General features: G+C 59.0%; 23 protein-coding genes. 11 read left to right on the top strand and 12 right to left on the bottom strand.

What is annotated here, in order from left to right:
* Window positions 1-63: 63 nt before the first annotated feature.
* Window positions 64-852 carry a molybdenum-dependent transcriptional regulator gene (modE, locus tag ACMYSO_RS21380; protein ID WP_434585867.1) on the bottom strand — a complete coding sequence of 263 codons (789 nt, stop codon included), beginning with the start codon at window positions 850-852 and terminating at the stop codon, window positions 64-66.
* 153 nt (window positions 853-1,005) lie between these two features.
* Between modE and ACMYSO_RS21385 the strand changes: the two genes are divergently transcribed.
* The 4 genes from ACMYSO_RS21385 (at window position 1,006) to modC (ending at window position 3,831) form a co-directional block, all read left to right on the top strand.
* Window positions 1,006-1,155 carry an AcrZ family multidrug efflux pump-associated protein gene (locus tag ACMYSO_RS21385; protein ID WP_123756019.1) on the top strand — a complete coding sequence of 50 codons (150 nt, stop codon included), beginning with the start codon at window positions 1,006-1,008 and terminating at the stop codon, window positions 1,153-1,155.
* A 152-nt stretch (window positions 1,156-1,307) separates the two neighbouring features.
* Window positions 1,308-2,081, top strand: coding sequence for a molybdate ABC transporter substrate-binding protein (gene modA, locus ACMYSO_RS21390; protein ID WP_434667628.1), 774 nt, complete (start codon window positions 1,308-1,310; stop codon window positions 2,079-2,081).
* Window positions 2,081-2,770: a molybdate ABC transporter permease subunit gene (modB, locus tag ACMYSO_RS21395; protein WP_123756021.1), complete on the top strand. Its 690-nt coding sequence runs from the start codon at window positions 2,081-2,083 to the stop codon at window positions 2,768-2,770. Before modA ends, modB begins: the two co-directional genes overlap by 1 nt.
* 2 nt (window positions 2,771-2,772) lie before the next feature.
* Complete coding sequence (modC, locus tag ACMYSO_RS21400; protein ID WP_434667630.1) at window positions 2,773-3,831, top strand: molybdenum ABC transporter ATP-binding protein ModC; 1,059 nt, start codon at window positions 2,773-2,775, stop codon at window positions 3,829-3,831.
* Here the strand turns inward: modC and ACMYSO_RS21405 are convergent, their stop codons facing one another.
* Window positions 3,832-4,650 carry a pyridoxal phosphatase gene (locus ACMYSO_RS21405; RefSeq protein WP_434667632.1) on the bottom strand — a complete coding sequence of 273 codons (819 nt, stop codon included), beginning with the start codon at window positions 4,648-4,650 and terminating at the stop codon, window positions 3,832-3,834.
* Between the two features lie 309 nt (window positions 4,651-4,959).
* On the opposite strand from ACMYSO_RS21405, the gene pgl reads away from it, so the two are divergent.
* Complete coding sequence (gene pgl, locus ACMYSO_RS21410) at window positions 4,960-5,955, top strand: 6-phosphogluconolactonase (RefSeq protein ID WP_434667634.1); 996 nt, start codon at window positions 4,960-4,962, stop codon at window positions 5,953-5,955.
* A gap of 385 nt (window positions 5,956-6,340) precedes the next feature.
* Here pgl and ACMYSO_RS21415 read toward each other — a convergent pair whose 3' ends face one another.
* The 8 genes from ACMYSO_RS21415 to ACMYSO_RS21450 form a co-directional block, all read right to left on the bottom strand.
* Entirely contained in the window at window positions 6,341-6,970 is a 630-nt protein-coding gene (locus ACMYSO_RS21415; RefSeq protein WP_434667637.1) for an NrsF family protein, read from the bottom strand.
* Entirely contained in the window at window positions 6,957-7,514 is a 558-nt protein-coding gene (locus ACMYSO_RS21420; protein ID WP_434667640.1) for a sigma-70 family RNA polymerase sigma factor, read from the bottom strand. Before ACMYSO_RS21420 ends, ACMYSO_RS21415 begins: the two co-directional genes overlap by 14 nt.
* A gap of 17 nt (window positions 7,515-7,531) precedes the next feature.
* Window positions 7,532-8,770 (bottom strand): protein-disulfide reductase DsbD family protein, encoded by a 1,239-nt coding sequence (locus ACMYSO_RS21425; RefSeq protein ID WP_434667642.1) that lies wholly within the window; start codon window positions 8,768-8,770, stop codon window positions 7,532-7,534.
* A gap of 15 nt (window positions 8,771-8,785) precedes the next feature.
* The gene (locus ACMYSO_RS21430; protein ID WP_434667645.1) at window positions 8,786-9,358 is read right to left on the bottom strand and encodes a peroxiredoxin; all 573 of its coding nucleotides are present in this window, start codon (window positions 9,356-9,358) and stop codon (window positions 8,786-8,788) included.
* A gap of 133 nt (window positions 9,359-9,491) precedes the next feature.
* Window positions 9,492-10,295, bottom strand: a complete 804-nt coding sequence (locus ACMYSO_RS21435) for an anti-sigma factor family protein (RefSeq protein WP_434667647.1) — start codon at window positions 10,293-10,295, stop codon at window positions 9,492-9,494.
* Complete coding sequence (locus tag ACMYSO_RS21440) at window positions 10,292-10,807, bottom strand: sigma-70 family RNA polymerase sigma factor (protein ID WP_434587017.1); 516 nt, start codon at window positions 10,805-10,807, stop codon at window positions 10,292-10,294. The genes ACMYSO_RS21435 and ACMYSO_RS21440 overlap by 4 nt, the downstream gene beginning before the upstream one ends.
* A 22-nt stretch (window positions 10,808-10,829) precedes the next feature.
* Window positions 10,830-11,381, bottom strand: a complete 552-nt coding sequence (locus tag ACMYSO_RS21445; RefSeq protein ID WP_434667649.1) for a tetratricopeptide repeat protein — start codon at window positions 11,379-11,381, stop codon at window positions 10,830-10,832.
* 212 nt (window positions 11,382-11,593) lie between these two features.
* A complete protein-coding gene (locus ACMYSO_RS21450) occupies window positions 11,594-12,877 on the bottom strand; it encodes a putative acyl-CoA thioester hydrolase (RefSeq protein ID WP_434667651.1) in 1,284 nt (427 codons plus the stop codon).
* 324 nt (window positions 12,878-13,201) lie between these two features.
* On the opposite strand from ACMYSO_RS21450, the gene hutI reads away from it, so the two are divergent.
* From hutI to ACMYSO_RS21480, 6 genes are all read left to right on the top strand, one after another.
* Window positions 13,202-14,461: an imidazolonepropionase gene (hutI, locus tag ACMYSO_RS21455; protein WP_434667653.1), complete on the top strand. Its 1,260-nt coding sequence runs from the start codon at window positions 13,202-13,204 to the stop codon at window positions 14,459-14,461.
* The gene (hutG, locus tag ACMYSO_RS21460; RefSeq protein WP_434667656.1) at window positions 14,458-15,414 is read left to right on the top strand and encodes a formimidoylglutamase; all 957 of its coding nucleotides are present in this window, start codon (window positions 14,458-14,460) and stop codon (window positions 15,412-15,414) included. Before hutI ends, hutG begins: the two co-directional genes overlap by 4 nt.
* A 56-nt stretch (window positions 15,415-15,470) precedes the next feature.
* Window positions 15,471-16,196: a histidine utilization repressor gene (locus ACMYSO_RS21465; RefSeq protein ID WP_434585853.1), complete on the top strand. Its 726-nt coding sequence runs from the start codon at window positions 15,471-15,473 to the stop codon at window positions 16,194-16,196.
* Between the two features lie 142 nt (window positions 16,197-16,338).
* Window positions 16,339-18,024 (top strand): urocanate hydratase, encoded by a 1,686-nt coding sequence (hutU, locus tag ACMYSO_RS21470; RefSeq protein ID WP_123756031.1) that lies wholly within the window; start codon window positions 16,339-16,341, stop codon window positions 18,022-18,024.
* Window position 18,025: 1 nt separating this feature from the next.
* Window positions 18,026-19,558 (top strand): histidine ammonia-lyase, encoded by a 1,533-nt coding sequence (gene hutH / locus ACMYSO_RS21475; protein WP_123756032.1) that lies wholly within the window; start codon window positions 18,026-18,028, stop codon window positions 19,556-19,558.
* Between the two features lie 98 nt (window positions 19,559-19,656).
* On the top strand, window positions 19,657-21,066 hold the full coding sequence (locus tag ACMYSO_RS21480) for an amino acid permease (RefSeq protein ID WP_434667660.1): 1,410 nt from the start codon (window positions 19,657-19,659) through the stop codon (window positions 21,064-21,066).
* A 46-nt stretch (window positions 21,067-21,112) separates the two neighbouring features.
* On the opposite strand, the gene ACMYSO_RS21485 is transcribed toward ACMYSO_RS21480, so the two are convergent.
* Both ACMYSO_RS21485 and bioA read right to left on the bottom strand, forming a co-directional pair.
* Window positions 21,113-21,589 carry a kinase inhibitor gene (locus ACMYSO_RS21485; protein WP_434667662.1) on the bottom strand — a complete coding sequence of 159 codons (477 nt, stop codon included), beginning with the start codon at window positions 21,587-21,589 and terminating at the stop codon, window positions 21,113-21,115.
* A gap of 70 nt (window positions 21,590-21,659) precedes the next feature.
* Window positions 21,660-22,949, bottom strand: a complete 1,290-nt coding sequence (bioA, locus tag ACMYSO_RS21490; protein WP_434667664.1) for an adenosylmethionine--8-amino-7-oxononanoate transaminase — start codon at window positions 22,947-22,949, stop codon at window positions 21,660-21,662.
* Window positions 22,950-22,961: the final 12 nt, after the last annotated feature.

Genomic DNA, 22,961 nt, shown 5'->3' on the forward strand with positions numbered 1-22,961 from the left:
TATCCCATTTTTTGCAGCGAGTTGTCACAGGGATACGACGTCACGGGTCTGATGTCAATCCCGTCAACACAACGTGGCGAGAATGATTCGATCGGCGTTAAAATATGCTATTGCCTCAGCACCTTCTTCCAGTTTTCGGGTCTGTTCCAGCGGTAAGGTCGCGCACAAACTCTGACCGTCCGGCAGCGCCATCAGGACTTCACACTGCTCCGGGCCGTATTCTATATGACTGATTTTCCCGGCGAGCTGGTTATCGGCCTCCCTGGCAACCGCCGGATCCAACGTGATCCCCACCCAGGGCGCCTTCAGCAGTACCAGCACTTCCTGACCTTCATCCAGGCCAAGGCGCTCTGCGCTTTGCGCGGTAATCGCAACTTTAAAGCGGGTCTGGCGATCGGCAAGCAGCACTTCGACGTGCTGCTGCACCTGCTGGTGGTCGCGGCCGGTAATGGTGCCGAACCACTGATTACGGGCGCTGGTCTGCAATGAAAAGCGCGAGATAGCGGCCAGCAGGCTGTCGAGGGGCAGGGCGTCATCATCGCTCAGCACGTCGAAGGCTTTCTGCTGAATCTGCGCCAGCAGGTCATACAGCTGGATCAGTCGTTGGCCGTAGCGCGTCAGCACCGCGCCGCCGCCGCCTTTGCCACCGGTGGCTCTATCGACCAGCGTCTGTTCGCTGAGCTGATTCATCTCGTTGATGGCATCCCAGGCGCTTTTATAGCTGATGCCGGCGTTTTTGGCCCCCTGGCTGATAGACCCGGTGATATCGATTTGTTTTAACAGCGCGATACGGCGAGGATCGGCGAACAGGCGCTGCTGTAACTTGAGGGTCAGAAGAATTTCGGCCTGCATAATGATATCCTGGCAAAAAAGAGTATTGTGACCGATAGCGGTCATCTTGCAAGGTGCATCTGTCATCGCTGTCGGCCAGCCACCGCACAAATGGGGCGTGTTTTTCCCGCTGAAGCGGTTACAATAAAGCATTCGTACTTTCTGGAGCCAACCATGTTAGAGCTATTGAAAAGTCTGGTTTTTGCCGTTGTGATGGTCCCGGTGGTGATGGCCATCATCCTGGGCCTGATTTACGGCCTTGGCGAAGTGTTTAACATCTTCTCCGGCGTCGGTCACAAAGATCGCGGCCAGCAGAACCACTGATTTCCCAACGCCCGGTTTTCCGGGCGTTTTCATTTTCTCCTCTCTTTTTCTCTTGTCTTTGATCCTCCTCTACCTACTCCCAATTCGCGCTGGGAAAACCCCATTCTTATCGCTATATTAGCTCCTACATAACGCACATAAAGGAGTTTCAGATGGCACGTCAATGGTTACGCTTGTTTGCCGGAGCGACGTTAACGCTCTCCGTTGCTGGTCATGCGCTGGCGGAAGAAGGGAAAATTACGGTGTTTGCGGCGGCATCGTTAACGAACGCGATGCAGGACATTGCGAAGGCCTATAAGAAAGAGAAAAACGTCGATGTTGTCTCGTCGTTTGCCTCTTCATCGACGCTGGCACGGCAAATTGAAGCGGGCGCGCCTGCGGACCTGTTTATCTCTGCCGACCAAAAATGGATGGATTACGCGGTTGAGAAAAAAGCGATTGATACCGCCTCGCGTGAAACGTTGCTGGGCAACAGCCTGGTGGTAGTGGCCCCAAAAGCCAGCGCGCAGGGTGATATCACCATCAACAGCAGCACCGACTGGACCAGCCTGCTGAAAGGCGGCCGCCTGGCGGTTGGCGATCCGGAGCACGTCCCGGCAGGTATCTACGCCAAAGAAGCGCTGCAGAAACTGGGTGCCTGGGAGACGCTGTCCCCGAAACTGGCACCGGCTGAAGACGTACGCGGTGCGCTGGCGCTGGTGGAACGTAACGAAGCTCCGTTGGGGATCGTTTACGGTTCTGACGCAGTGGCGAGCAAAGGGGTGAAAGTGGTCGGGACGTTCCCGGAAGATTCCCACAAGAAAGTTGAATATCCGCTGGCGATCGTCGACGGGCATAAAAACGCGACCGTTACCGGCTTTTATGACTACCTGAAAGGGCCACAAGCGGCCGCCATCTTTAAACAATACGGATTCACCACCCGCTAATGTTCTTAAGCGATCCCGAATGGCAGGCGGTACTGTTGAGCCTGAAAGTCTCATCCCTGGCGGTGGTGTTAAGTCTGCCTTTTGGGATCTTTATCTCCTGGCTGCTGGTGCGGCGCAACTTTCCTGGAAAGGCGCTGCTCGACAGCATTATCCACCTGCCGCTGGTGCTGCCGCCGGTGGTGGTGGGGTACCTGTTGTTGATTGCCATGGGACGACGCGGTTTTATCGGCAGCTGGCTGTATGACTGGTTCGGTCTGACCTTTGCCTTTAGCTGGCGCGGGGCTGTGCTGGCGGCGGCGGTGATGTCGTTTCCGCTGATGGTGCGGGCCATTCGCCTGGCGCTGGAAGGGGTGGACGTTAAGTTGGAACAGGCGGCGCGGACCCTGGGCGCTGGACGCTGGCGGGTTTTTTTCACTATTACGCTACCGCTGACGCTGCCGGGCATTATTGTTGGCACCGTGCTGGCCTTTGCTCGTTCGCTAGGGGAATTTGGCGCCACCATTACTTTTGTCTCCAACATTCCCGGCGAGACGCGGACCATTCCTTCCGCGATGTACACCTTGATCCAAACGCCGGGCGGCGAAGGCGCCGCGGCGCGCCTGTGCCTGATCTCTATCGTCCTGGCGCTGATCTCGCTGCTGGTCTCTGAATGGCTGGCGCGGCTCAGCCGGGCGCGGACGGGGAAATAATCATGCTCGAACTCAATTTTACCCAGACGCTGGGGACGCACTGCCTGAGCATCAATGAAACGCTGCCCGCCAGCGGGATCACCGCTATTTTTGGCGTTTCCGGCGCGGGGAAAACCTCGCTGATAAACGCCATCAGCGGCCTGACCCGGCCGCAGAAAGGACGGATCGTACTTAACGGCAGGGTGCTGAATGATGCCGATAAACGGATCTGCCTGGCACCGGAAAAACGACGCGTTGGCTATGTCTTCCAGGATGCGCGGCTGTTTCCGCACTACAAGGTGCGCGGCAATCTGAAGTACGGCATGGCGAAAAGCATGGCCGGTCAGTTTGATAAGCTGGTAGCGCTGCTCGGCATTGAAGCGCTACTGGATCGCCTGCCGGGCAGCCTGTCCGGTGGGGAAAAGCAGCGGGTGGCGATAGGCCGGGCGTTACTGACCGCTCCGGAACTGCTGCTGCTGGATGAGCCGCTGGCGTCGCTGGATATTCCGCGTAAGCGCGAACTGCTGCCTTATCTCCAGCGACTGGCCCGTGAAATTCATATCCCGATGCTGTACGTCAGCCACTCGCTCGATGAGATTCAGCATCTGGCGGATAACGTGCTGGTGCTGGAAGCCGGGAGCGTAAAAGCGTTTGGCGATCTGGAAACGGTGTGGAGCAGCAGCGTGATGCACCCCTGGCTGCCGGCGGATCAGCAGAGCACGATCCTCAACGTGGCGGTGGCCGCCCAGCATCCACACTATGCGATGACCGCGCTGGCCCTCGGCGAACAGCGGATATGGGTGAACTACCTTGACCGGCCTCTTGGTGAAGCGACGCGTATTCGTATTCAGGCGTCAGATGTATCGCTGGTGCTGGCACAACCGCAGCAGACCAGCATTCGCAATATTTTGCCGGCACGGGTGGTGCAGTGCATCGACGCCCACGGGCAGATTGAAGTTCAGCTCGATATCAGCGGCCGCACGCTGTGGGCGCGCATCAGCCCGTGGGCCAGAGATGACCTGGGCGTTACGCCAGGCCAATCTCTGTATGCGCAAATTAAAAGCGTGTCGATTGCCGCCTGATTACAGCAGGTGGCGGTTGATGTAGTCGGCAATACTGTTGTTTTCGTTGTCGCCAATGACCACATTGGCGCGCGTTTTTACCTCTTCGACCGCATTGCCCATCGCCACTCCGGTGCCGGCGGCTTCCAGCATGCTCAGGTCATTATAGTTGTCGCCAAAGGCCACGACGTCCTGCATCGACAGCCCCTGGGCGGTGACCCATTGCGCCAGACGCTTGCCTTTGCTGTTGCCGGCGCGGGCGATATCCACCTGATCGTGCCACGACCATTCGCACTCCAGACCGAGGGTTTTACCGACTTCCAGGGCGAACTGCTGCAGTTTCGGAATATCTTCGTCGGTCAGGGCAAACTTCCACACGGCCTGCACGTCGCGCGCGGCCTGGGCCAGGGAATCAACCTGAGTGAAGACCGGGCGCTGCTCGACCGGCAGAGACTGCGCCCAGTTGGTGGTGCGAATCACGTGTCCGGTCGGGCGTTCATACAGCATGGCGTCGTCAACGTACATCAGGCCATGGATATCGTGGGTCGCCAGCATTTCGGTCAGGCTCAGGGCTTTGTCTACCGGCATCGGATCGGACTGCAAAACCTTTTTTGCATGATAATCATACAAATAAGTGCCATTACAACAAATTGCAGGTGTATCCAGAGCCAGTGCCTGATAAAAAGGATGAATCGCAACGTGATGTCGGCCTGTGACGACGATCACCTGGTACCCCGCGACTCGGGCGCGCGCCAGCGCTTCTAGTGAGGCGGGCAGGATAGTTTTGTGAGAGGTGAGTAGGGTGCCGTCTAAATCCAGTGCAATCACGCGTGAAGTCATGTGTGGTTTCCGGTTAATGGTGACAAGTAAGCAGGCCATGATGGTACACCGCTCTGCTTCAGGGGCAAATTTTTCAGCATCGACCGTTAAATGAGTTATACCCGTAATACTTCAAGTTGCATGAGCGTTGGCTGTACTCGTTCACCCCAGTCACTTACTTCAGTAAGCTCCTGGGGATTCCCTGCGTAGCCGCCTTCTTGCAACTCGAATTATTTAGGGTATATACATTGCATCCATTCAGCAGACAGATGAATGCGCTGATGAACAAAATGTATACGTTTTCCATGTGCAGTAAGGAAAGGAGCAGTCATGAAACAAACCGTTTATACCGCCAGCCCGGAAAGCCAGCAGATTCATGTCTGGAGTCTGGATCATGAGGGTAACCTGAAGCTTGTACAGGTGGTGGATGCCCCAGGCCAGGTTCAGCCGATGGTGGTAAGCCCGAATAAAGAATATCTCTATGTTGGCGTGCGTCCGGAGTTTCGCGTTCTGGCTTACCGCATTGCGCCTGATAACGGTGCGCTGACCTTTGCCGGCGAAGCGGCCCTGCCGGGTAGCCCGACGCATATTTCGACCGATCATCAGGGGCGTTTTATCTTCAGCGCCTCCTACAACGCCGGCTGCGTGAGCGTGACGCCGCTGATTGACGGCCTGCCGGGTGAAACGGTTGCGGTGGTGGAAGGGCTGGAAGGGTGCCATTCGGCCAATATCTCCCCGGATAACCGCACTCTGTGGGTTCCGGCACTGAAGCAGGATCGTATCTGCCTGTTTACCCTCAGCGACGATGGGTTCCTGGCCGCGCAAGACCCGGCGGAAGTCACGACCGTTGAAGGCGCTGGCCCGCGTCATATGGTGTTCCACCCGAATCAACAGTACGGCTACTGCGTGAATGAGCTGAACAGCTCTGTCGATGTGTGGGAGCTGAAAGATCCGCACGGCAAGATTGAGTGTGTTCAGACGCTGGATATGATGCCTGCTAGCTTTAGCGACGTGCGCTGGGCGGCGGACATTCATCTGACCCCGGATGGCCGTCATCTGTATGCCTGTGACCGTACCGCCAGCATTATCACCGTCTTCAGCGTGTCCGAAGATGGCAGCGTGTTGTCTATTGAAGGCTTCCAGCCGACCGAAGCGCAACCGCGTGGTTTCAACCTCGATCACAGCGGTAAATATCTGATCGCCGCGGGGCAGAAATCGCACCATATCGCGGTCTATGAGATAGCCGGTGAGCAGGGGCTGCTGACAGAGAAAGGGCGTTATGCGGTTGGTCAGGGCCCAATGTGGGTGGTGGTTAACGCGTATTAAGCGGTTGACAGAATACCCTTCAGTGGGCTGTTCCGTTCACGATGGGTCCGGCATCTTTTCTTAACGCCGTTGCGGGTGAACGGCCTGGGGGGCGTTTCGCTCGCCCCCCAGGACCCCCGGCATTGCGCTGAAAATTGCCGCTTCGCGGTGTGCTCCACTCCGGCTTCATCTGGCGGACCGGGCTGGACTCGACATCCCTGTCTCGACCTGCCCTCTGGCCACCGTCCTGGTGGCCAGTCCTGGATGCGCACCTGCGTTCCCGCCAATTTTCTTTATGCGCCAACCCCCTCGCTGTCAGATTGTAGCCAACAAGATTTCCCGCACGGCGGTGGGATCGAGTAAACATTGCGGAGTCAATGACCTCCAGGATCCCATACCCATTGCGCTATGTCAGTGAGACCCAGCGTTTCCCCACGAGCACCGTCAGCGCCACAATCGTCACTATCGCCGCCAGGTGCATCACAAAATCCATCGCGTGCAGATGCACCGGATGACAAAACGCCAGCAGGCTGACCGCCATGCAGGCGATCCCCAGTCCGGCGGTCGCCAGGCTACGCACCGGATGCAGCGATCGGCTGCGGCGCAGGCTGGCAATCATCAGCACCATCATCGGCAGGCTGACCACCAGTAAAAAGGTAAAACAGGTTACGCTGTCGCTTTCCACCACCGGCAGCGACGGATGCGGAATGCTGCTGAGGCTCAACCCCAGCCACAGCAACCCAATCGGCAGCAGTGCTTTCCAGCTTAGCGTGCGGCGACCGGCGATGCTAAGAGTGAAGGCGCTGCGGATTGCCAGCGTGCCGAGCATAAAGGCCAGCAGCAGCTGAAACACTGCCATCAGGGCGCCGGGCTGCGACCAGTCGGTCGGGCTGCGCTGTACCAGAAAACTGGCGGCAACCGCGCACGGCAGCGCCGCTGCCAGCCAGCGCAACACGCGCCAGCCGGTTGAAGGCAGTCGTTTTACCGGGCGCATATCGCGCCCCAGTTTTTCAATTAACAGGTCATGATTGGTCATGGTGAGCTCCAAAACGGCGCAGGTTTTTCAGCGCCCGATGCAACAGTGATTTCACTGCTGCGACACTCAGATTGTTATGCGCGGCCGCTTCCGTCAGGCTCATTTCACGCAAATGGACATGTTCCACAATGGCTCTTTGGCGTGAGGGGAGCTGGCGTAGATAGCCTGCCAGCTCCTCCCGGCTATCCCGTTTTTGCAGATCCGGAGAGGTTACCGGTTCCGGCAGCGTCTCTTCGGGGATCTCCCATTGCTGATAGCGGCCGCGGCGGCGCAGCGCATCCACGGCGCGGGCGGAGATAATAGCCATCAACCAGGGCAGAAAAGGAAATGCCGGATCGTAGGTATGGCGCACCCGATGCACCGTCAGCAGCACATCCTGAATCACATCCTCGACCAATGCCCCATCGGCGATGCGCTTGCGAACCTGCGAACGAATCACCGGCACCAGCGCTTTTAACAGCCGGGTGTAGGCGTGCTGATCGCCCGCCTGCGCCTGCTCCATTAGCGCGGGCCAGCTTTCACGCGCGCTATCATTTGTTTCCATAATCCGCCTTGTTGCGTTTACGCTTTTTTGCCGATGGCCTGGTTCAGCGCGTTCACGACAATGCCCGGCGTTAGCACCTGCGGCAGCACTTTCGGCGGTCCGCCGTCGGCAGGGTAGACCACGTACAGCGGCAGGCCGCCCTGACCAAACTGATTCAGTGCATCATCGACGTCCGGATTAAATTTAGTCGAATCTGCCACCATATACAGCGTCCCGGTTTTCGCAAGCGCATCTTTGACCGCCTGAGTTGAAAGCGACGTCTTTTCATTCACCTGGCAGGTGATGCACCAGGAGGCAGTGAAGTTAACAAAGATGGCCTTGCCGTGTCCGCGCTGCGCCGCGACGGCCTGAGGCGTCCATTTCTCCGCGGCGGTATCAGTGGCCGCCACTGTTTGTGCGCCGGATGATGCTGAACCGGGATGAATCAGCGCGGCCAGTGGGGCAATGACCGCGATGGCGAGTACGGCGGTGACGGTGAACAGGCTCCTGTGTCCTTTGCCTTGAAAGCGCCGACGCTGGGCGATGCCGTACAGCCAGGCAGCGAAGCTCAATACCACGGAAACCGCGAGCAGCGTCGCCAGCGCACTGCTACCGGCCTGCTGTGCAAGGACCCAGACCAACCAGGCGTAAGCGCCAAACATCGGAAATGCCAGCGCGCGTTTGAGGGTGTCCATCCAGGCCCCCGGACGTGGCAGCCATGATGCCAGGGCCGGAAAGAGTGAGATCAGGGTGAACGGCGCGGAAAACCCCAGTGCCAACGCGAAGAAAATGACCAGCGCTGTGGCCGGAGGCTGTACCAGCGCGTAGCCAATCGCGCTGGCCATAAACGGCGCAGCGCAGGGGGTGGCGACCACGATAGCCAGAGCGCCGGTCATCGCCGAGCGGAAAAACGCGCCACGACCGATATCCAGCGCGCCGACCCGCTGCGCCGAGAGTCCGACTTCGAACACCCCCAGCAGATTGAGTGCCGCGGTGAGGATCACTAGTGAAAGCAGGGCAATCACCAGCGGCGACTGCAGCTGGAACCCCCAGCCGACGGCCGCACCACCCGCGCGTGCGGCCAGCAGAATACCGGCCAGCAGCATCATGGTGACGATCACGCCGAGTAAAAACGCCAGCCCTTCACGCCGCGCGCTGGCAGCATTGTCTGAGTGACGCAGAAGACCGAGCGCTTTCAGGGAGATCACCGGAAAAACGCAGGGCATAAAGTTGAGTATGATGCCGCCAATAAAGGCGGCCAGCATGGCGGTGAGCATGGCTGGCCTCCTGGCTTAGTGAGCTTGTGGATGTGCGGTGTCGTACTGTTTGACCGCCGCCAGGGTTTTCTCGATATGGCTGTCCGGGTTTCTATCGGTAAAGCTGAGCAGAATCGTGCTATCTGGCGCAATGACGTACGATGTCCGGTCAGAGACGGTCTTGCCTTTCATCTCCATCAGCGTTTGATACTGCGCCGCCACTTTGGCGCCCGGATCGGCGGCGACGGCGAACTTATCTCGGCACTCAAGTTTAGAGAAATCGCTCACCTGGTCAGTGTTCCCGGCGGTCACGCCAATGACGGTGGCACCCATCTTTTTGAACTCATCGGTGGCTTCGGCAAAATCGTGGGCCTCAATGGTGCAGCCTGCAGTAAATGCCGCCGGGAAGAAATAGAGCACCACCGGGCCTTTTTGCAGGGCCTGCTGCAGGGAGAAGGTAATCGGCTTGCCGGCCAACGCCCCTTGCAGTTCAAAGGTCGGGGCTTTGGCGCCGACGGGCAGCGCCGCACTTGCGTTAAACGCAGTGGCGGACAGGCCCAGCGCGGCGGTCAGGGTCAGGATACGAGCAACGTTTTTTATCAGTTTCATTATCAGCTCCAGCGATGTCAGGGCGTTATGGTCAGGTGACTCTGTTAATCAGTTCGCCAGAGTGAGAGCGAAAGTTTCGCTGGATAAAAAATAATTAGCGGTCGATAGCGTAACCACCTTTCTGGCGAAATAGTTATGCCAGTAAGCTCCGCAATGCGCGCGCGTCATCGTGCAATTGCGCGACAGGATTGCGGCCAATCAGCACGAACTGGTATCCGCGGGCGTACCACCAGGCGAGATTCATCCCATGCCGTTGTTCATTGATCACCTTCCCACTGCCCGGTGAGTCAGCCGGTGAAATACACAATGCCATCGGACCATATGCCGCATGAATCCAGGCAATCTGTGCGATAGCCGTGCGCTCGTAGCGCAGCATGCGCACCATTTTTAACTCGGCGCCCGGGAGTATGAGCTGTCGTTGGTTGAGCGGGAGACCGATCTCTTCGACGGTACGCGCCAGGCCGCGCTGGATAACTGCCGGTGAACTGTCCATGTCGAGCAGCGTTTCCGCGCTGTAGAGCGACATGTAACGAGCTTCAAGATCGCGAATGTTCTCGCTCTCGTCAGGCTCGCCGGTGTCCGGTTGGGCCAGATACCCTAAGCCGCTGCCAAGTAGTAAAAAAGTGAGCGAGGCGGCAATCATGGCACGGCGGCTAAAGGTCGGAGGGGGGATGGCACTTTCCGACTCAGGCAGCGTGGCCAGCCAGGTATTAAGCCGGTCCTGCATCCTGGGCACGGGAGCCTGTTCGAGCAGTGGGGCAAACGCCTGCTGATAGTTTCGATTGCTGCGCATTAATTCGTCTGCGCGGGCAGCCAACTGACGATCGTCTCTGAAGGCCGCCTCAAACCGGCGGGCGTCGGAGGCATTCATTTCGCCATCCAGCCAGGCGACGATGGCTTCGTCGCTATAGGGAGGGGTAAACACGGATGATTTCATGAGCGTTTCTCCCTGGATGAGGTCGGGGCCGCTGTCGATTTTACGAGCGTCAATCGCGCCGCCGCCAGCCGGCTCATCACCGTGCCGATGGGGATGGATAGCGTGTCGGCCGCCTCCTGGTAGGTAAAACCTTCGACATAAACTAAAAAGACGGCATTGCGCTGGGCTTCCGGAAGGGCGCTAACCTGGCGCATAAGCTGCTGATACTGGAGGCGATCTTCATTCATCTCGCGGTCATCGGGGGCGAGTAACTGGTCACTTTCCGCGAAGCCTTGTCCCATCCGGACATGACGCGCCCGCAGCTCGGAAATCCAGATTGAGTGGAGAATGGTGAACAGCCATCGGTCGATGCGGGTGCCTGGCGTAAACTGCGCGCTCTTTTCGAGCGCGCGCACGCAGGTCGACTGAACCAGCTCTTCGGCAATATCGCGATTGTGCGACAGAATCAGCCCGTAGCGCCAAAGACGGGCCAGATGGGCAGCAAGCTGTGAGCGAACTTCGCTGGTTGTAATTTTCTTACCCTCACGACGGTCTTCAGGATTCCGGATGCCCGTTTATGGCGGCCTGCAAATCGCGATACTCTTCGCAGCTTTGACCGCAAATACCGGCAATGACGTTGAGCTGTTCCTGCGCCAGATCCCGGCGGCCTTTTATCATCCAGGCTTCGCCCAGGTACTCGCGTGCTTTCGCGTAATTGGGCTCAAGCGCCAGCGAACGCTGATAATAACCAATCCCTTCATCCGTGCGTCCGAGCTTACGGGTGGCATAGCCGCGATAGTTCCAGGCCTCTGCCGTGTTGCCGTTTTTCAACGAATCCAGCAGGTTCAATGCCGCCTGATATTCCCCTTTTTTGGCCAGGTGGTAGGCGTAGTTGGTTTTATCCTGGTCACTCAGACTGCTGGTTTTTTCCGGTACGCATTTTTTGCTGACGCTGTCGTAAACCTGTCCGCTGGGGCAATCCGGGGTTTTGCTTTCATTGCTGTTATCACCCATAGCAAACGACGGAGATGCATATAACAAACATAGCAGTGCCGGCACCACTAAGCGGCGTGAAGTCGGCAGAATTGATGAGGTGAGCGCGTTCATTTTTCGTCTCCAGAAGCGGCGAAGCAGGTAGCCAGACGGCATGTCATATACGGCAATGGGCCATACCGAAGGGCGGTGTGTTCTTACAGTGAGTAAACGCGGCTGCGGGGATTTTTATTCGAAAGATATTTTTTGTTATCAGACCTGAGGTGCAGTCGAGGGCGAACAGCGGGATAGCAGAAAAAGGGGGAGAGGCTCCCCCTTGATAAGATTTACTGTTTTGGCTCGGCGACAATCACGCTGCCCACGCCGCGGTTGTTGTATTCCCACATGCGGTTGAAGCTGTTGTCGTTGAGATTACGCTGCACAGCGCCTTTCTCGTCGGCTGCACCAGTGTTGCCGCTAAATGCGCGGTTCGATACTGTCGCATCGGCCCACGGCCTGGCGACGTTGAAGCCTTCGTTGATCGCGCTGTCGCGGATAACAACCTGACCATTGGTGTTGCTGTCGACGTCCAGAGAACGACCCAGCTGCGCCACGCCGTCACCGGAAGCGGTAAAGCGGCTGTTGACGGCGAGGAATCCATAGGTGACGCTCTTCAGGGTTGCTGGCGCAAAGACGTAAGCTTCTTTCTGCGTGCGGGAATTGACGACGCGGAACTCGGTGTTATCAAACACCACGGCGCCGCGGCCGGCCACGATATCCACATCGCCTTCAATGTAGCTGTTGCTCACCAGCGTGCGGGTCTGACGATCGTTCTGCAGACGGTTCTGCACGCCGCTGTTGGTGACGAAGAAGGTGTTCTGACGACCGAGGATGTTGACCTTGTTAACCTGCACCTGATCACCGTCGCTGCGCAGGGCAACCGCCTGGTGAGTACCGGCATCGACGCTGTCGCCCAGGTTGTTGGCGATGGTCAGGTTCTGCAACTGCAGGCCGTTGTTCTGTGACCAGAATACCGCTGAGCACATCACGCCCACGGTGGCCGCGCGTTTGCTCTGGCAGCTGTCAAACATGTACCACGCCGGTTTGCCCGGCATATATTTACCGGCCGGGTTGACCAGGTGGCGCCAGGTGTTCAGGTCCATCTCGGAATCAATAGCCTGGCTGATTTTCACATCCAGCGGTTTTTCGCCGGTACCGTACAGGGTCAGCGCGCCAGGGGCTGCCGGAACATACACGGTGCCGGCGTATTCGCCAGGCAGGATCGCAATATACTGACGACGATCGGAGTGGCGTGCGATAGCGGCATCTACCGCGGCCTGGATGGTGGTATGGGTTACGCCCTGGCCGCCTGCCGGGCCGACTACGAAGTCAGGCTGTGCCGGTGTGCTGATAGCCGATGGGGTCCACGCCGCCGCATTCGGATCCAGAGACTGGAAATAGCTGGCCTGGGTGAAGTTTTTCGCTTCATCGGCGGTTAATACCGGGCGAGAGGCGGTACCCGGCGCAGCCTGCGTCGAAGGCTGTTGGTCGGCAGGGGTTGAACTACAGGCGGACAACGTCACGCCGAAGGCCAGTGCCAGCGTCAGGCGAGATACTGAGAATGTGTTCATGTTGCTCCGGGCAAGAATCAATTAACAAGACCTGTCATTCTTCAGGTTGCCTTTCTATCGGCGCAGGTGTTGATTTCCGCCTTAAAGCAACCCGAATGATTTGGGTAGGCATTATACAAAAAACATCCAGACGGCGTCAGACCGATAAAGAATGAATTACGCGTATAACGTCCTTTAAAACCTGCTTTTTATACTAAGTTAAGCGAAACGGGAAGACGCAGCGTTAAAAAGTTAGCGTAAATCGTTGAGATTCACCGGGCTTCCCTCGTGTTTGGTCACAAAAAAATAACAATTCCCCCCTCGTTGATTGACATTCCACGCGGAATGAAAATAAATGTCTATACAACCCATGACAAGCTGACCGGTATGACTGAAGCCACTTCCGAACGCGTTATCTGGCGAAATGCCCGCCTCGCCACCCTGAATCCTCACGACTCGCAACCTTACGGCTTGCGGGATCACCACGTACTGTTGGTGCGTGATGGCCGGATTGAAGCCATTGTGCCTGAACATGACGCCCCGGCAGGGCGGAGCATCGATCTGGGCGGCAGATTGCTGACGCCGGGGCTGATTGACTGCCATACCCACCTGGTCTTCGGCGGCAGCAGGGCGCAGGAGTGGGAGCAGCGGCTGAACGGCGTCTCTTACCAGACGATCAGCGCCAACGGCGGCGGCATTAACTCCACGGTGCGCGCCACCCGCGAAAGCAGCGATGAACAGCTACTGGCGCTGGCCCAGCAGCGGCTGGATCGCCTGCTGCGCGAAGGGGTGACCACGCTGGAAATTAAGTCCGGCTACGGGCTGGATCTGGAAAACGAACGCAAAATGCTGCGGGTCGCGCGCCGGCTCGGCGAAAATAATGGGCTGGAGCTGTCGCCAACGCTGCTATCCGCTCACGCCACGCCGCCGGAATATAAAGACCGCCCGGACGACTACATTACGCTGGTGTGCGACACTCTGCTGCCGACGCTGTGGCAAGAGGGGCTGTTTGAAAGCGTGGACGTGTTCTGTGAAAACGTCGGCTTCAGCCCGCAGCAAACCGAACGCGTCTTCCAGGCTGCCCAGGCGCACGGTATTCCGGTTCGCGGTCACGTGGAGCAGCTTTCTTCCCTTGGCGGGGCGCAGCTGGTGAGCCGCTATCGTGGCCTCTCTGCCGACCATATTGAGTATCTGACGGAAGAGGGCGTCGCGGCGATGAGCCGCAGCGCGACGGTGGCGGTGCTGCTGCCCGGCGCGTTCTACTTCCTTAATGAAACCCGTAAACCGCCGGTCGAACTGCTGCGGCAGTATCGGGTCCCGATGGCGGTGGCGACCGACTACAACCCGGGTACCAGCCCGTTTGCCAGCCTGCATCTGGCGATGAATATGGCCTGCGTGAAGTTTGGCCTGACGCCGGAAGAGGCGTGGGCCGGGGTGACCCGTCATGCGGCGCAGGCGCTGGGGCGGCACAACAGCCACGGCCAGCTGGCTGAGGGGTTTGTCGCCAACTTTGCTATCTGGGACGCCGAACATCCGGTGGAGATGGTGTATGAACCTGGGCGCAGTCCGCTCTGGCATCGCGTCGTGCGAGGAGAGATACAATGATGTTATGGCAACCAACCCCTGCGGATATCTGGCAAGGACGAGACGACAGCGCGGAAGCCGCTAATGCGCTGCGTCTGTTTCAGACCATCGTGCGCGCCGAAGCCTTTACGCCCACCGCGCTGGCAGGGGATATCGCGCTGTTGGGATTCGCTTGCGATGCCGGAGTGCGACGTAATCGCGGGCGCACCGGTGCGGAACAAGGGCCGGAGGCTTTACGTCGGGCGCTGGCGAATATGGCCAGCCATCGCGGTCACGAGCGTTGCGTGGATATGGGGACCATCAGCGTTGTGGGTGACGCGCTGGAGACGGCCCAGCAGGCGTTGCGCGACGCGGTGACGGCCTGCCAGCAAGCAGGTAAGCGCACGTTGGTGCTGGGGGGCGGGCATGAAACCGCCTTCGCTCATGGGGCCGGGGTTCTGGATGCTTTTCCGGGCGAAAAAGTCGGGATTATCAACCTCGATGCGCACCTGGATATGCGCGTGAGCGAGCAGGCCAGTTCGGGAACGCCGTTCCGCCAGTTGGCGCTGGCCTGTGAGGCGCAGCAGCGTGGTTTTCACTATACCTGCATAGGCGTCAGCCGGGCGGCGAACACCCAGGCGCTGTGGGACGAAGCCGCGCGCCGTCAGGTGCAGGTGATTGAAGACCTCGAGGTGCTGGAAGCCTTTGAATCACGTGTGATGCCGGAAATCGCGCGCAATATTGCGTGCTACGACAGACTCTATCTGACCATCGACCTGGACGTGCTCCCGGCGTGCGAGATGCCGGCGGTGTCGGCACCTGCCGCGCTGGGCGTGCCGCTGGCGACGCTGCTGCGGATTGTCGAACCGCTGTGTCGCAGCGGGAAGCTACAGGCGGTGGATCTGGTGGAATTTAACCCGCAGTTTGACATCGACAGCCAGGGCGCCCGCGCGGCGGCGAGGCTGGCATGGCAAATCGCCCATTGGTGGCGCTGACGATTCAGTATATTGTGATCGTTTTGCCGCCCATTGCGAATAAGGAAAGCCAGGCTATGTTTTCACCACAACCTCGAACCGCGCCTGCCCCGTTCTATGAAAAGGTTAAGCAGGCGATCAGCGAAAAGATCCAACGTGGCGTCTGGCGTCCTCATGACCGTATTCCCTCTGAGGCGGAACTGGTGGCGCAGTTTGGCTTTAGCCGTATGACCATCAATCGGGCGCTGCGTGAACTCACGGATGAAGGTTTACTGGTCCGCTTGCAGGGGGTGGGCACTTTTGTGGCGGAGCCGAAGGGGCAGTCTGCGCTGTTTGAAGTCCGCAGCATCGCCGACGAAATCGCCGCCCGTCACCATCAGCACCGCTGCGAGGTTCTGCTGCTGGAGGAGACCGAGGCGGATCTGGTTCAGTCGGCGGCGCTGAACGTCGCCGAGGGGACGCGGATTTTCCATTCGCTGATGGTCCATTTCGAAAATGATATCCCGGTGCAAATTGAGGACCGCTGCGTGAACGCGGCGGTAGTCCCGGCGTATCTCCATCAGGACTATACCCTGACCACCCCGCATGATTACCTGTCGCTGATTGCGCCGCTAACTGAAGGTGAGCACATTGTCGAAGCGGTGCAGGCCAGCGCACGAGAGTGCGAGCTGCTGCATATCCATGCCCACGATCCCTGCCTGTTGATCCGTCGTCGCACCTGGTCTACCACCCACATCGTCTCCCACGCCCGTCTCCTGTTCCCAGGCAGTCGTTACCGGCTGCAGGGTCATTTTGGCTCCTGATAATACCCGGCGTCAGTAAAACGTGATTGCTGACGCAATATAGCAAAATTGTATCATTTCTGTTAAATCCTGGCTTGCGCACGCTTGTATAGACAAGTATATGTATCTACATCAACAACGTTCATTGTCAGGAGAACCCCCGATGTCGCAAAGCAAATATCGCCAGCAAGACGTACGTGCACCGCGAGGCACAACGTTGAATGCCAGGAGCTGGTTGACCGAAGCACCGCTGCGCATGTTAATGAATAACCTTGATCCCGATGTTGCCGAGAACCCGCATGAGCTGGTGGTCTACGGCGGCATTGGTCGCGCGGCGCGCAACTGGGAATGCTATGACGCTATCGTGAAGGCGCTGAAAAACCTGGAGAGCGATGAGACACTGCTGGTGCAGTCCGGCAAACCGGTTGGCGTTTTTAAAACCCATGAAAATTCACCGCGCGTGCTGATTGCCAACTCCAACCTGGTACCGCACTGGGCCACCTGGGAACATTTCAACGAACTGGACGCGAAAGGTCTGGCGATGTACGGACAGATGACCGCCGGCAGCTGGATCTATATCGGCAGCCAGGGCATCGTGCAGGGCACCTATGAAACCTTCGTCGAAGCGGGTCGTCAGCATTATCAGGGCAGCCTCAAAGGGCGCTGGGTACTGACCGCCGGTCTGGGCGGCATGGGGGGCGCGCAGCCGCTGGCGGCGACCCTCGCCGGGGCTTGCTCGCTGAACATCGAATGCCAGCAGAGCCGCATTGATTTCCGTCTGCGTACCCGCTACGTCGACGAGCAGGCGACCTCGCTGGATGATGCGCTGGCGCGTATCAAGAAATACACCGCAGAAGGCCGGGCTATCTCCATCGCGCTGTGCGGCAACGCCGCCGAGATCGTGCCGGAAATGGTGAAACGCGGCGTGCGCCCGGATATGGTCACCGACCAGACCAGCGCCCACGATCCGCTGCACGGCTATCTGCCGAAGGGCTGGAGCTGGGAAGAGTATCAGGAAAAAGCGGTCTCCGATCCGCAGGGCACCATTGAAGCGGCTAAACGCGCGATGGCTGACCACGTTCAGGCGATGCTGGCCTTCCATGAAATGGGCGTCCCGACCTTCGACTACGGCAACAACATTCGCCAGATGGCCCAGGAGATGGGCGTGGCAAACGCCTTCGATTTCCCAGGCTTCGTCCCGGCCTATATTCGCCCGCTGTTCTGCCGCGGCATCGGCCCGTTCCGTTGGGTGGCGCTTTCCGGCGATCCGCAGGATATCTATAAAACCGATGCCAAAGTGAAAGAGATCATCAGCGACGATCAGCATCTGCACCACTGGCTGGATATGGCGCGTGAGCGCATCAGTTTCCAGGGGCTGCCGGCGCGTATTTGCTGGGTGGGACTGGAGTGGCGGCAGAAACTGGGGCTGGCCTTTAACGAAATGGTGCGCAGTGGTGAAGTTTCCGCTCCGATTGTTATTGGTCGTGACCACCTGGACTCCGGCTCGGTAGCCAGCCCGAACCGTGAAACCGAATCGATGCGCGACGGGTCGGACGCCGTGTCCGACTGGCCGCTGCTGAATGCGCTGTTGAATACCGCCAGCGGCGCCACCTGGGTGTCACTGCACCACGGCGGTGGCGTAGGAATGGGCTTCTCACAGCACTCCGGGATGGTTATCGTCTGTGACGGTACCGACGATGCCGCCGCGCGCATCGCCCGTGTGCTGCATAACGACCCGGCGACCGGGGTAATGCGCCATGCCGATGCCGGTTATGACATCGCGATTGAGTGTGCAGCAGAACAAGGTCTGAATCTTCCTATGGTGGCAGCAACGCAGGGGCAACGCTGAAATGAAAAACTTAACACTGATTCCTGGTCAACTGAGTCTGGCGCAGCTGCGCGAGGTGTATCTCCAGCCGCTGACGCTGACCCTGGATGAACGCGCGTTTGCCGCCATTGATGAGAGCGTCGCTTGTGTCAACGCGATTCTGGCAGAAGGGCGTACGGCCTACGGCATTAACACCGGCTTTGGCCTGCTGGCGCAAACGCGGATTTCGACGGACGACCTGGAAAACCTGCAGCGCTCGCTGGTGTTGTCCCACGCGGCGGGGATTGGCGAACCGCTGGATGATGAGATGGCGCGCCTGATTATGGTGCTGAAGATCAACAGCCTCTCCCGCGGTTTCTCCGGTATTCGTCTGAGCGTGATTCAGGCCTTGATTCAGTTGGTGAACAAAGGCGTTACGCCGTGGATCCCGGCGAAAGGCTCGGTTGGTGCTTCCGGTGACCTGGCGCCGCTGGCTCACATGTCGCTGACCCTGTTAGGCGAAGGCAAAGCACGCGTTGACGGCGAGTGGATGCCCGCTCGTCAGGCGCTGGAAAAAGTCGGCCTGGCACCGATTACCCTTGCAGCAAAAGAGGGGCTGGCGTTGCTCAACGGCACTCAGGCGTCAACGGCGTTTGCCCTTCGTGGCCTGTTTGAAGCGGAAGATCTGTTTGCCGGGGCGGTGGTGTGCGGTGCGTTAACCACCGAAGCCGCGCTGGGCTCCCGTCGTCCGTTTGACCCGCGTATCCACGATGCGCGTGGCCAACGTGGGCAAATTGATGCAGCGGCACTGTATCGCCACGTGCTGACCGAGGACAGCGAAATTTCCCGCTCGCACCATAACTGTACGAAAGTCCAGGACCCGTACTCTCTGCGCTGTCAGCCGCAGGTGATGGGCGCCTGCCTGACCCAGATTCGCCAGGCCGCCGAGGTTCTGCTAGTTGAAGCCAACGCGGTCTCCGATAACCCGCTGGTCTTTGCCAGTGAGAACGAGGTTATCTCTGGCGGCAACTTCCACGCCGAGCCGGTGGCGATGGCCGCGGACAATCTTGCGCTGGCGATCGCTGAAATCGGTTCGCTGTCAGAGCGCCGTATTGCGCTGATGATGGACAGCCATATGTCACAGCTGCCGCCGTTCCTCGTCAAAAATGGCGGCGTGAACTCCGGCTTTATGATTGCCCAGGTTACCGCCGCAGCGCTGGCCAGCGAGAACAAAGCGTTGTCGCATCCGCACAGTGTTGACAGCCTGCCGACTTCGGCAAACCAGGAGGATCACGTTTCTATGGCACCGGCTGCCGGGCGTCGTCTGTGGGCGATGGCTGAAAACACCCGCGGCGTGCTGGCCGTCGAGTGGCTGGCCGCGGTGCAGGGGCTGGACATGCGCGAAGGCCTGGCCAGCAGCCCGCTGCTGGAAGAGGCCCGCCATCTGCTGCGTGAACGGGTCTCGCATTACACCCAGGATCGTTTCTTCGCGCCGGATATTGAACAGGCTATCGCCCTGCTGGCGGCACGCCACCTGACCCGACTGCTTCCTGCCATCTTGCCTGGTCAGATCTGACCCTTCGTATTTCTGTACCCGTGTCGGGGGGATAACGTCCCCCCGACCGTCCTACACGCATATTTGTCGTCATACAAAAATTATCAGGACACTCGCATATGCAACAACAACCATCGCCACAAAAGCCACACCTGCTGCGCGGGCTGAATGCCCGACATATTCGTTTTATCGCGCTGGGTTCCGCTATCGGGACCGGGCTGTTTTATGGTTCTTCGGCCGCGATCAAAGCCGCGGGACCGGCGGTACTGCTGGCCTATCTGATCGGCGGCCTGGCAGTATTTATCGTCATGCGTGCGCTGGGGGAAATGGCGGTACGCCAGCCGGTTTCCGGCTCCTTCGGTAGCTATGCCCGGCAGTATCTTGGGCCGCTGGCCGGGTTTATTACCGGCTGGACCTACACCTTCGAGATGGTGATCGTCGCTCTGGCGGACGTCACCGCGTTTGGTATCTACATGGGGCTCTGGTACCCCGATGTGCCGCGCTGGATTTGGGTGCTGAGCATTATCTTCTTCATCGGCGCGATGAACCTGTGCCACGTGCGCATCTTCGGCGAAATGGAGTTTTGGCTGTCGCTGGTGAAAGTGGTGGCGATTATCGCGATGATCGTCGCGGGCGGCAGCATCATCTTCTTTGGCTTTGGTAACAGCTTCCCGGCGACCGGACTGGAAAACCTGTGGAGCCACGGCGGTTTTGCCCCGAACGGCTGGCAGGGGATAATCGCCTCGCTGGGGATCGTGATGTTCGCCTTTGGTGGCGTTGAAATTATCGGCGTCACCGCCGCCGAAGCGCAGAACCCGAAGAAGGTGATCCCGCAGGCCATCAATACCATCCCGCTGCGTATCGTGCTGTTCTACGTCTGTACGCTGGCGATCCTGATGGCGATTTTCCCGTGGAACAGCTTCGGTGAGCAGGGCAGTCCTTTCGTGTTGATTTTTAGCGGCCTGGGGATCCCTGCGGCGGCAACCATCCTGAATATCATCGTCATCAGCGCCAGTATTTCGGCGATTAACAGCGATATCTTTGGCGCCGGTCGCATGATGTACGGCATGGCCAAAGAGGGGATGGCGCCGAAAAGCTTCCTGCGCATCGCCAGCAACGGCGTGCCGTGGATGACGGTGGTGGTGATGGGCGTGGCGCTGCTGGCGGCGGTGGTGCTGAACTACCTGATGCCGGAGCAGGTGTTCGTGCTGATTGCCTCCCTGGCGGCATTTGCCACGGTGTGGGTATGGTTGATGATCCTGCTGTCGCATTTCGCCATGCGTCGCGGTTTGTCGGCACAAGAGCGTCAGCAGATTGAGTTCCCGGTGCCGTTCTGGCCGGTGGCACCGCTGCTGACGCTGCTGTTTATGGGGATGGTTATTGCGGTGCTGGGCATGGTCGAAGAGACGCGTATCGCGCTGATCGCCGGTCTGGTCTGGTTGGGGCTGCTGACGATTATCTGGTATGCGAAAGTCAAAAACCGCGCGGCGTTGCCTGCGCCGGAGCCAGGGCAATCATCTTCAACCTGAGTGACTCCCCGGTAGCACAGCGCTTACCGGGGCTACATGACGAGTATCAGATAAACAGGGCGGTGAGGGATGCGCTGCCCAATGAATGGAAATGGACGTTAAAGCCAACCATCGCGCCGCTGGCGCCTTCATCGACATCCAGCGTCTCTACGTCCAGCGCATGTACGGTAAAGATATAGCGATGGCTTTCTCCCTTCGGCGGCGCCGCGCCGCCGTAGCCCGGCAGGCCGAAATCGGTGCGGGTCTGAAGGGCACCTGCAGGTAGGGATGGCTGAGCGGAACCGGCGCCCTGCGCCAGCTCGCGCGTCCCGGCGGGCAGATTCACCACCACCCAGTGCCACCAGCCGGAGCCGGTTGGCGCGTCCGGGTCGAAACAGGTCACCACAAAACTCTTGGTACCCGCGGGAACCTCGTCCCACGCCAGATGCGGCGACAGATTGCCGCCCTCGTAGCCCATGCCGTTAAACACATGGCGTTGAGGCAGTTTGCCGCCATCTTGCAGATCGTGACTGATTAATTTCATACCGTCTCCTCCGGGATAATCTACTGATTAACAACGAAGTGTAGTCCCGTTGACGGTCACTTTCCGCTGCTTATTCGCTAAAAAATATTTCTTCCCGCACCGCGGCGTTCACCGCCTGGGTCAGACGCGTCAACTGCTGCGGGGCGATAACGTACGGAGGCATCAGGTAAATCAGGCGGCCAAACGGGCGGATCCACACCCCTTGTTCGACAAAGAACCGTTGCAGCGCTGCCATGTTGACCGGGCGGCGCGTCTCCACCACCCCGATGGCGCCCAGCACCCGGACATCGGCCACCAGCGGTGATTCCCGCGCCGGGGCCAGCTCGGCGTTGAGCTGTGTTTCAATGGCCGCCACCTGCTGCTGCCACTCGCCGGTCTGGAGGATGCTCAGGCTTTCAGTGGCCACCGCGCAGGCCAGCGGGTTGCCCATAAACGTCGGGCCGTGCATAAAGCAGCCTGCTTCACCATTGCTGATGGTCTCCGCAACGTCCCGGGTGGTCAGAGTGGCCGATAGCGTCATGGTCCCGCCGGTCAGCGCTTTACCGAGACACAGAATATCCGCCGCAATTCCCGCGTGTTCGCAGGCAAACAGCTTGCCGGTACGGCCAAATCCGGTGGCGATCTCATCGGCAATCAGCAGGATGCCTTCACGGTCGCACATCTGACGAATGCGCTTCAGCCACTGCGGGTGGTACATCCGCATTCCGCCCGCCCCCTGGACTACCGGTTCGAGGATCACCGCGGCAATCTCTTCGCGATGGGCCGCCATCAGTCGGGCAAATGCCACCATATCCCGCTCATCCCATTCCCCGTCAAAGCGGCTCTGGGGCGCCGGGGCAAACAGGTTATCCGGCAGATAGCCCTGCCACAGGCTGTGCATGGAGTTGTCCGGATCGCAGACCGACATTGCGCCAAAGGTATCGCCGTGGTAGCCGTTGCGGAACGTCAAAAACCGTTGGCGCGGCTGGCCTTTCGCCTGCCAGTACTGCAGGGCCATTTTCATTGCCACTTCCACCGCAACCGAGCCGGAGTCGGCGAGGAACACGCACTCCAGCGATGCCGGGGTCATCGCCACCAGCTGACGGCACAGTGCGACTGCCGAAGGGTGGGTGATGCCGCCAAACATCACATGTGACATCTGGTCAATCTGCGTTTTCATCGCCGCGTTCAGGCGCGGGTGATTATAGCCGTGGATCGCCGCCCACCATGACGACATGCCATCAACCAGCTGCTCACCGCTGGCGAGGGACAGCTCGCAGCCGTGAGCAGCCACCACCGGATAAACCGGCAAAGGGGAAGTCATTGAGGTATAGGGGTGCCAGATGTGGCGCCGATCGAAGGCGAGATCGTCCGTTGTCATAAGCGACTTGTA

This window comes from Klebsiella sp. B345, assembly GCF_051131735.1.
Lineage (GTDB): Bacteria > Pseudomonadota > Gammaproteobacteria > Enterobacterales > Enterobacteriaceae > Klebsiella.

Excerpts from the sequence above, each read along its gene's own strand:
- modE (WP_434585867.1), bottom strand. The coding sequence starts at position 852 with ATGCAGGCCGAAATTCTTCTGACCCTCAAGTTACAGCAGCGCCTGTTC.
- ACMYSO_RS21385 (WP_123756019.1), top strand. The coding sequence starts at position 1,006 with ATGTTAGAGCTATTGAAAAGTCTGGTTTTTGCCGTTGTGATGGTCCCG.
- modA (WP_434667628.1), top strand. The coding sequence starts at position 1,308 with ATGGCACGTCAATGGTTACGCTTGTTTGCCGGAGCGACGTTAACGCTC.
- modB (WP_123756021.1), top strand. The coding sequence starts at position 2,081 with ATGTTCTTAAGCGATCCCGAATGGCAGGCGGTACTGTTGAGCCTGAAA.
- modC (WP_434667630.1), top strand. The coding sequence starts at position 2,773 with ATGCTCGAACTCAATTTTACCCAGACGCTGGGGACGCACTGCCTGAGC.
- ACMYSO_RS21405 (WP_434667632.1), bottom strand. The coding sequence starts at position 4,650 with ATGACTTCACGCGTGATTGCACTGGATTTAGACGGCACCCTACTCACC.
- pgl (WP_434667634.1), top strand. The coding sequence starts at position 4,960 with ATGAAACAAACCGTTTATACCGCCAGCCCGGAAAGCCAGCAGATTCAT.
- ACMYSO_RS21415 (WP_434667637.1), bottom strand. The coding sequence starts at position 6,970 with ATGACCAATCATGACCTGTTAATTGAAAAACTGGGGCGCGATATGCGC.
- ACMYSO_RS21420 (WP_434667640.1), bottom strand. The coding sequence starts at position 7,514 with ATGGAAACAAATGATAGCGCGCGTGAAAGCTGGCCCGCGCTAATGGAG.
- ACMYSO_RS21425 (WP_434667642.1), bottom strand. The coding sequence starts at position 8,770 with ATGCTCACCGCCATGCTGGCCGCCTTTATTGGCGGCATCATACTCAAC.
- ACMYSO_RS21430 (WP_434667645.1), bottom strand. The coding sequence starts at position 9,358 with ATGAAACTGATAAAAAACGTTGCTCGTATCCTGACCCTGACCGCCGCG.
- ACMYSO_RS21435 (WP_434667647.1), bottom strand. The coding sequence starts at position 10,295 with ATGAAATCATCCGTGTTTACCCCTCCCTATAGCGACGAAGCCATCGTC.
- ACMYSO_RS21445 (WP_434667649.1), bottom strand. The coding sequence starts at position 11,381 with ATGAACGCGCTCACCTCATCAATTCTGCCGACTTCACGCCGCTTAGTG.
- ACMYSO_RS21450 (WP_434667651.1), bottom strand. The coding sequence starts at position 12,877 with ATGAACACATTCTCAGTATCTCGCCTGACGCTGGCACTGGCCTTCGGC.
- hutI (WP_434667653.1), top strand. The coding sequence starts at position 13,202 with ATGAAAATAAATGTCTATACAACCCATGACAAGCTGACCGGTATGACT.
- hutG (WP_434667656.1), top strand. The coding sequence starts at position 14,458 with ATGATGTTATGGCAACCAACCCCTGCGGATATCTGGCAAGGACGAGAC.
- ACMYSO_RS21465 (WP_434585853.1), top strand. The coding sequence starts at position 15,471 with ATGTTTTCACCACAACCTCGAACCGCGCCTGCCCCGTTCTATGAAAAG.
- hutU (WP_123756031.1), top strand. The coding sequence starts at position 16,339 with ATGTCGCAAAGCAAATATCGCCAGCAAGACGTACGTGCACCGCGAGGC.
- hutH (WP_123756032.1), top strand. The coding sequence starts at position 18,026 with ATGAAAAACTTAACACTGATTCCTGGTCAACTGAGTCTGGCGCAGCTG.
- ACMYSO_RS21480 (WP_434667660.1), top strand. The coding sequence starts at position 19,657 with ATGCAACAACAACCATCGCCACAAAAGCCACACCTGCTGCGCGGGCTG.
- ACMYSO_RS21485 (WP_434667662.1), bottom strand. The coding sequence starts at position 21,589 with ATGAAATTAATCAGTCACGATCTGCAAGATGGCGGCAAACTGCCTCAA.
- bioA (WP_434667664.1), bottom strand. The coding sequence starts at position 22,949 with ATGACAACGGACGATCTCGCCTTCGATCGGCGCCACATCTGGCACCCC.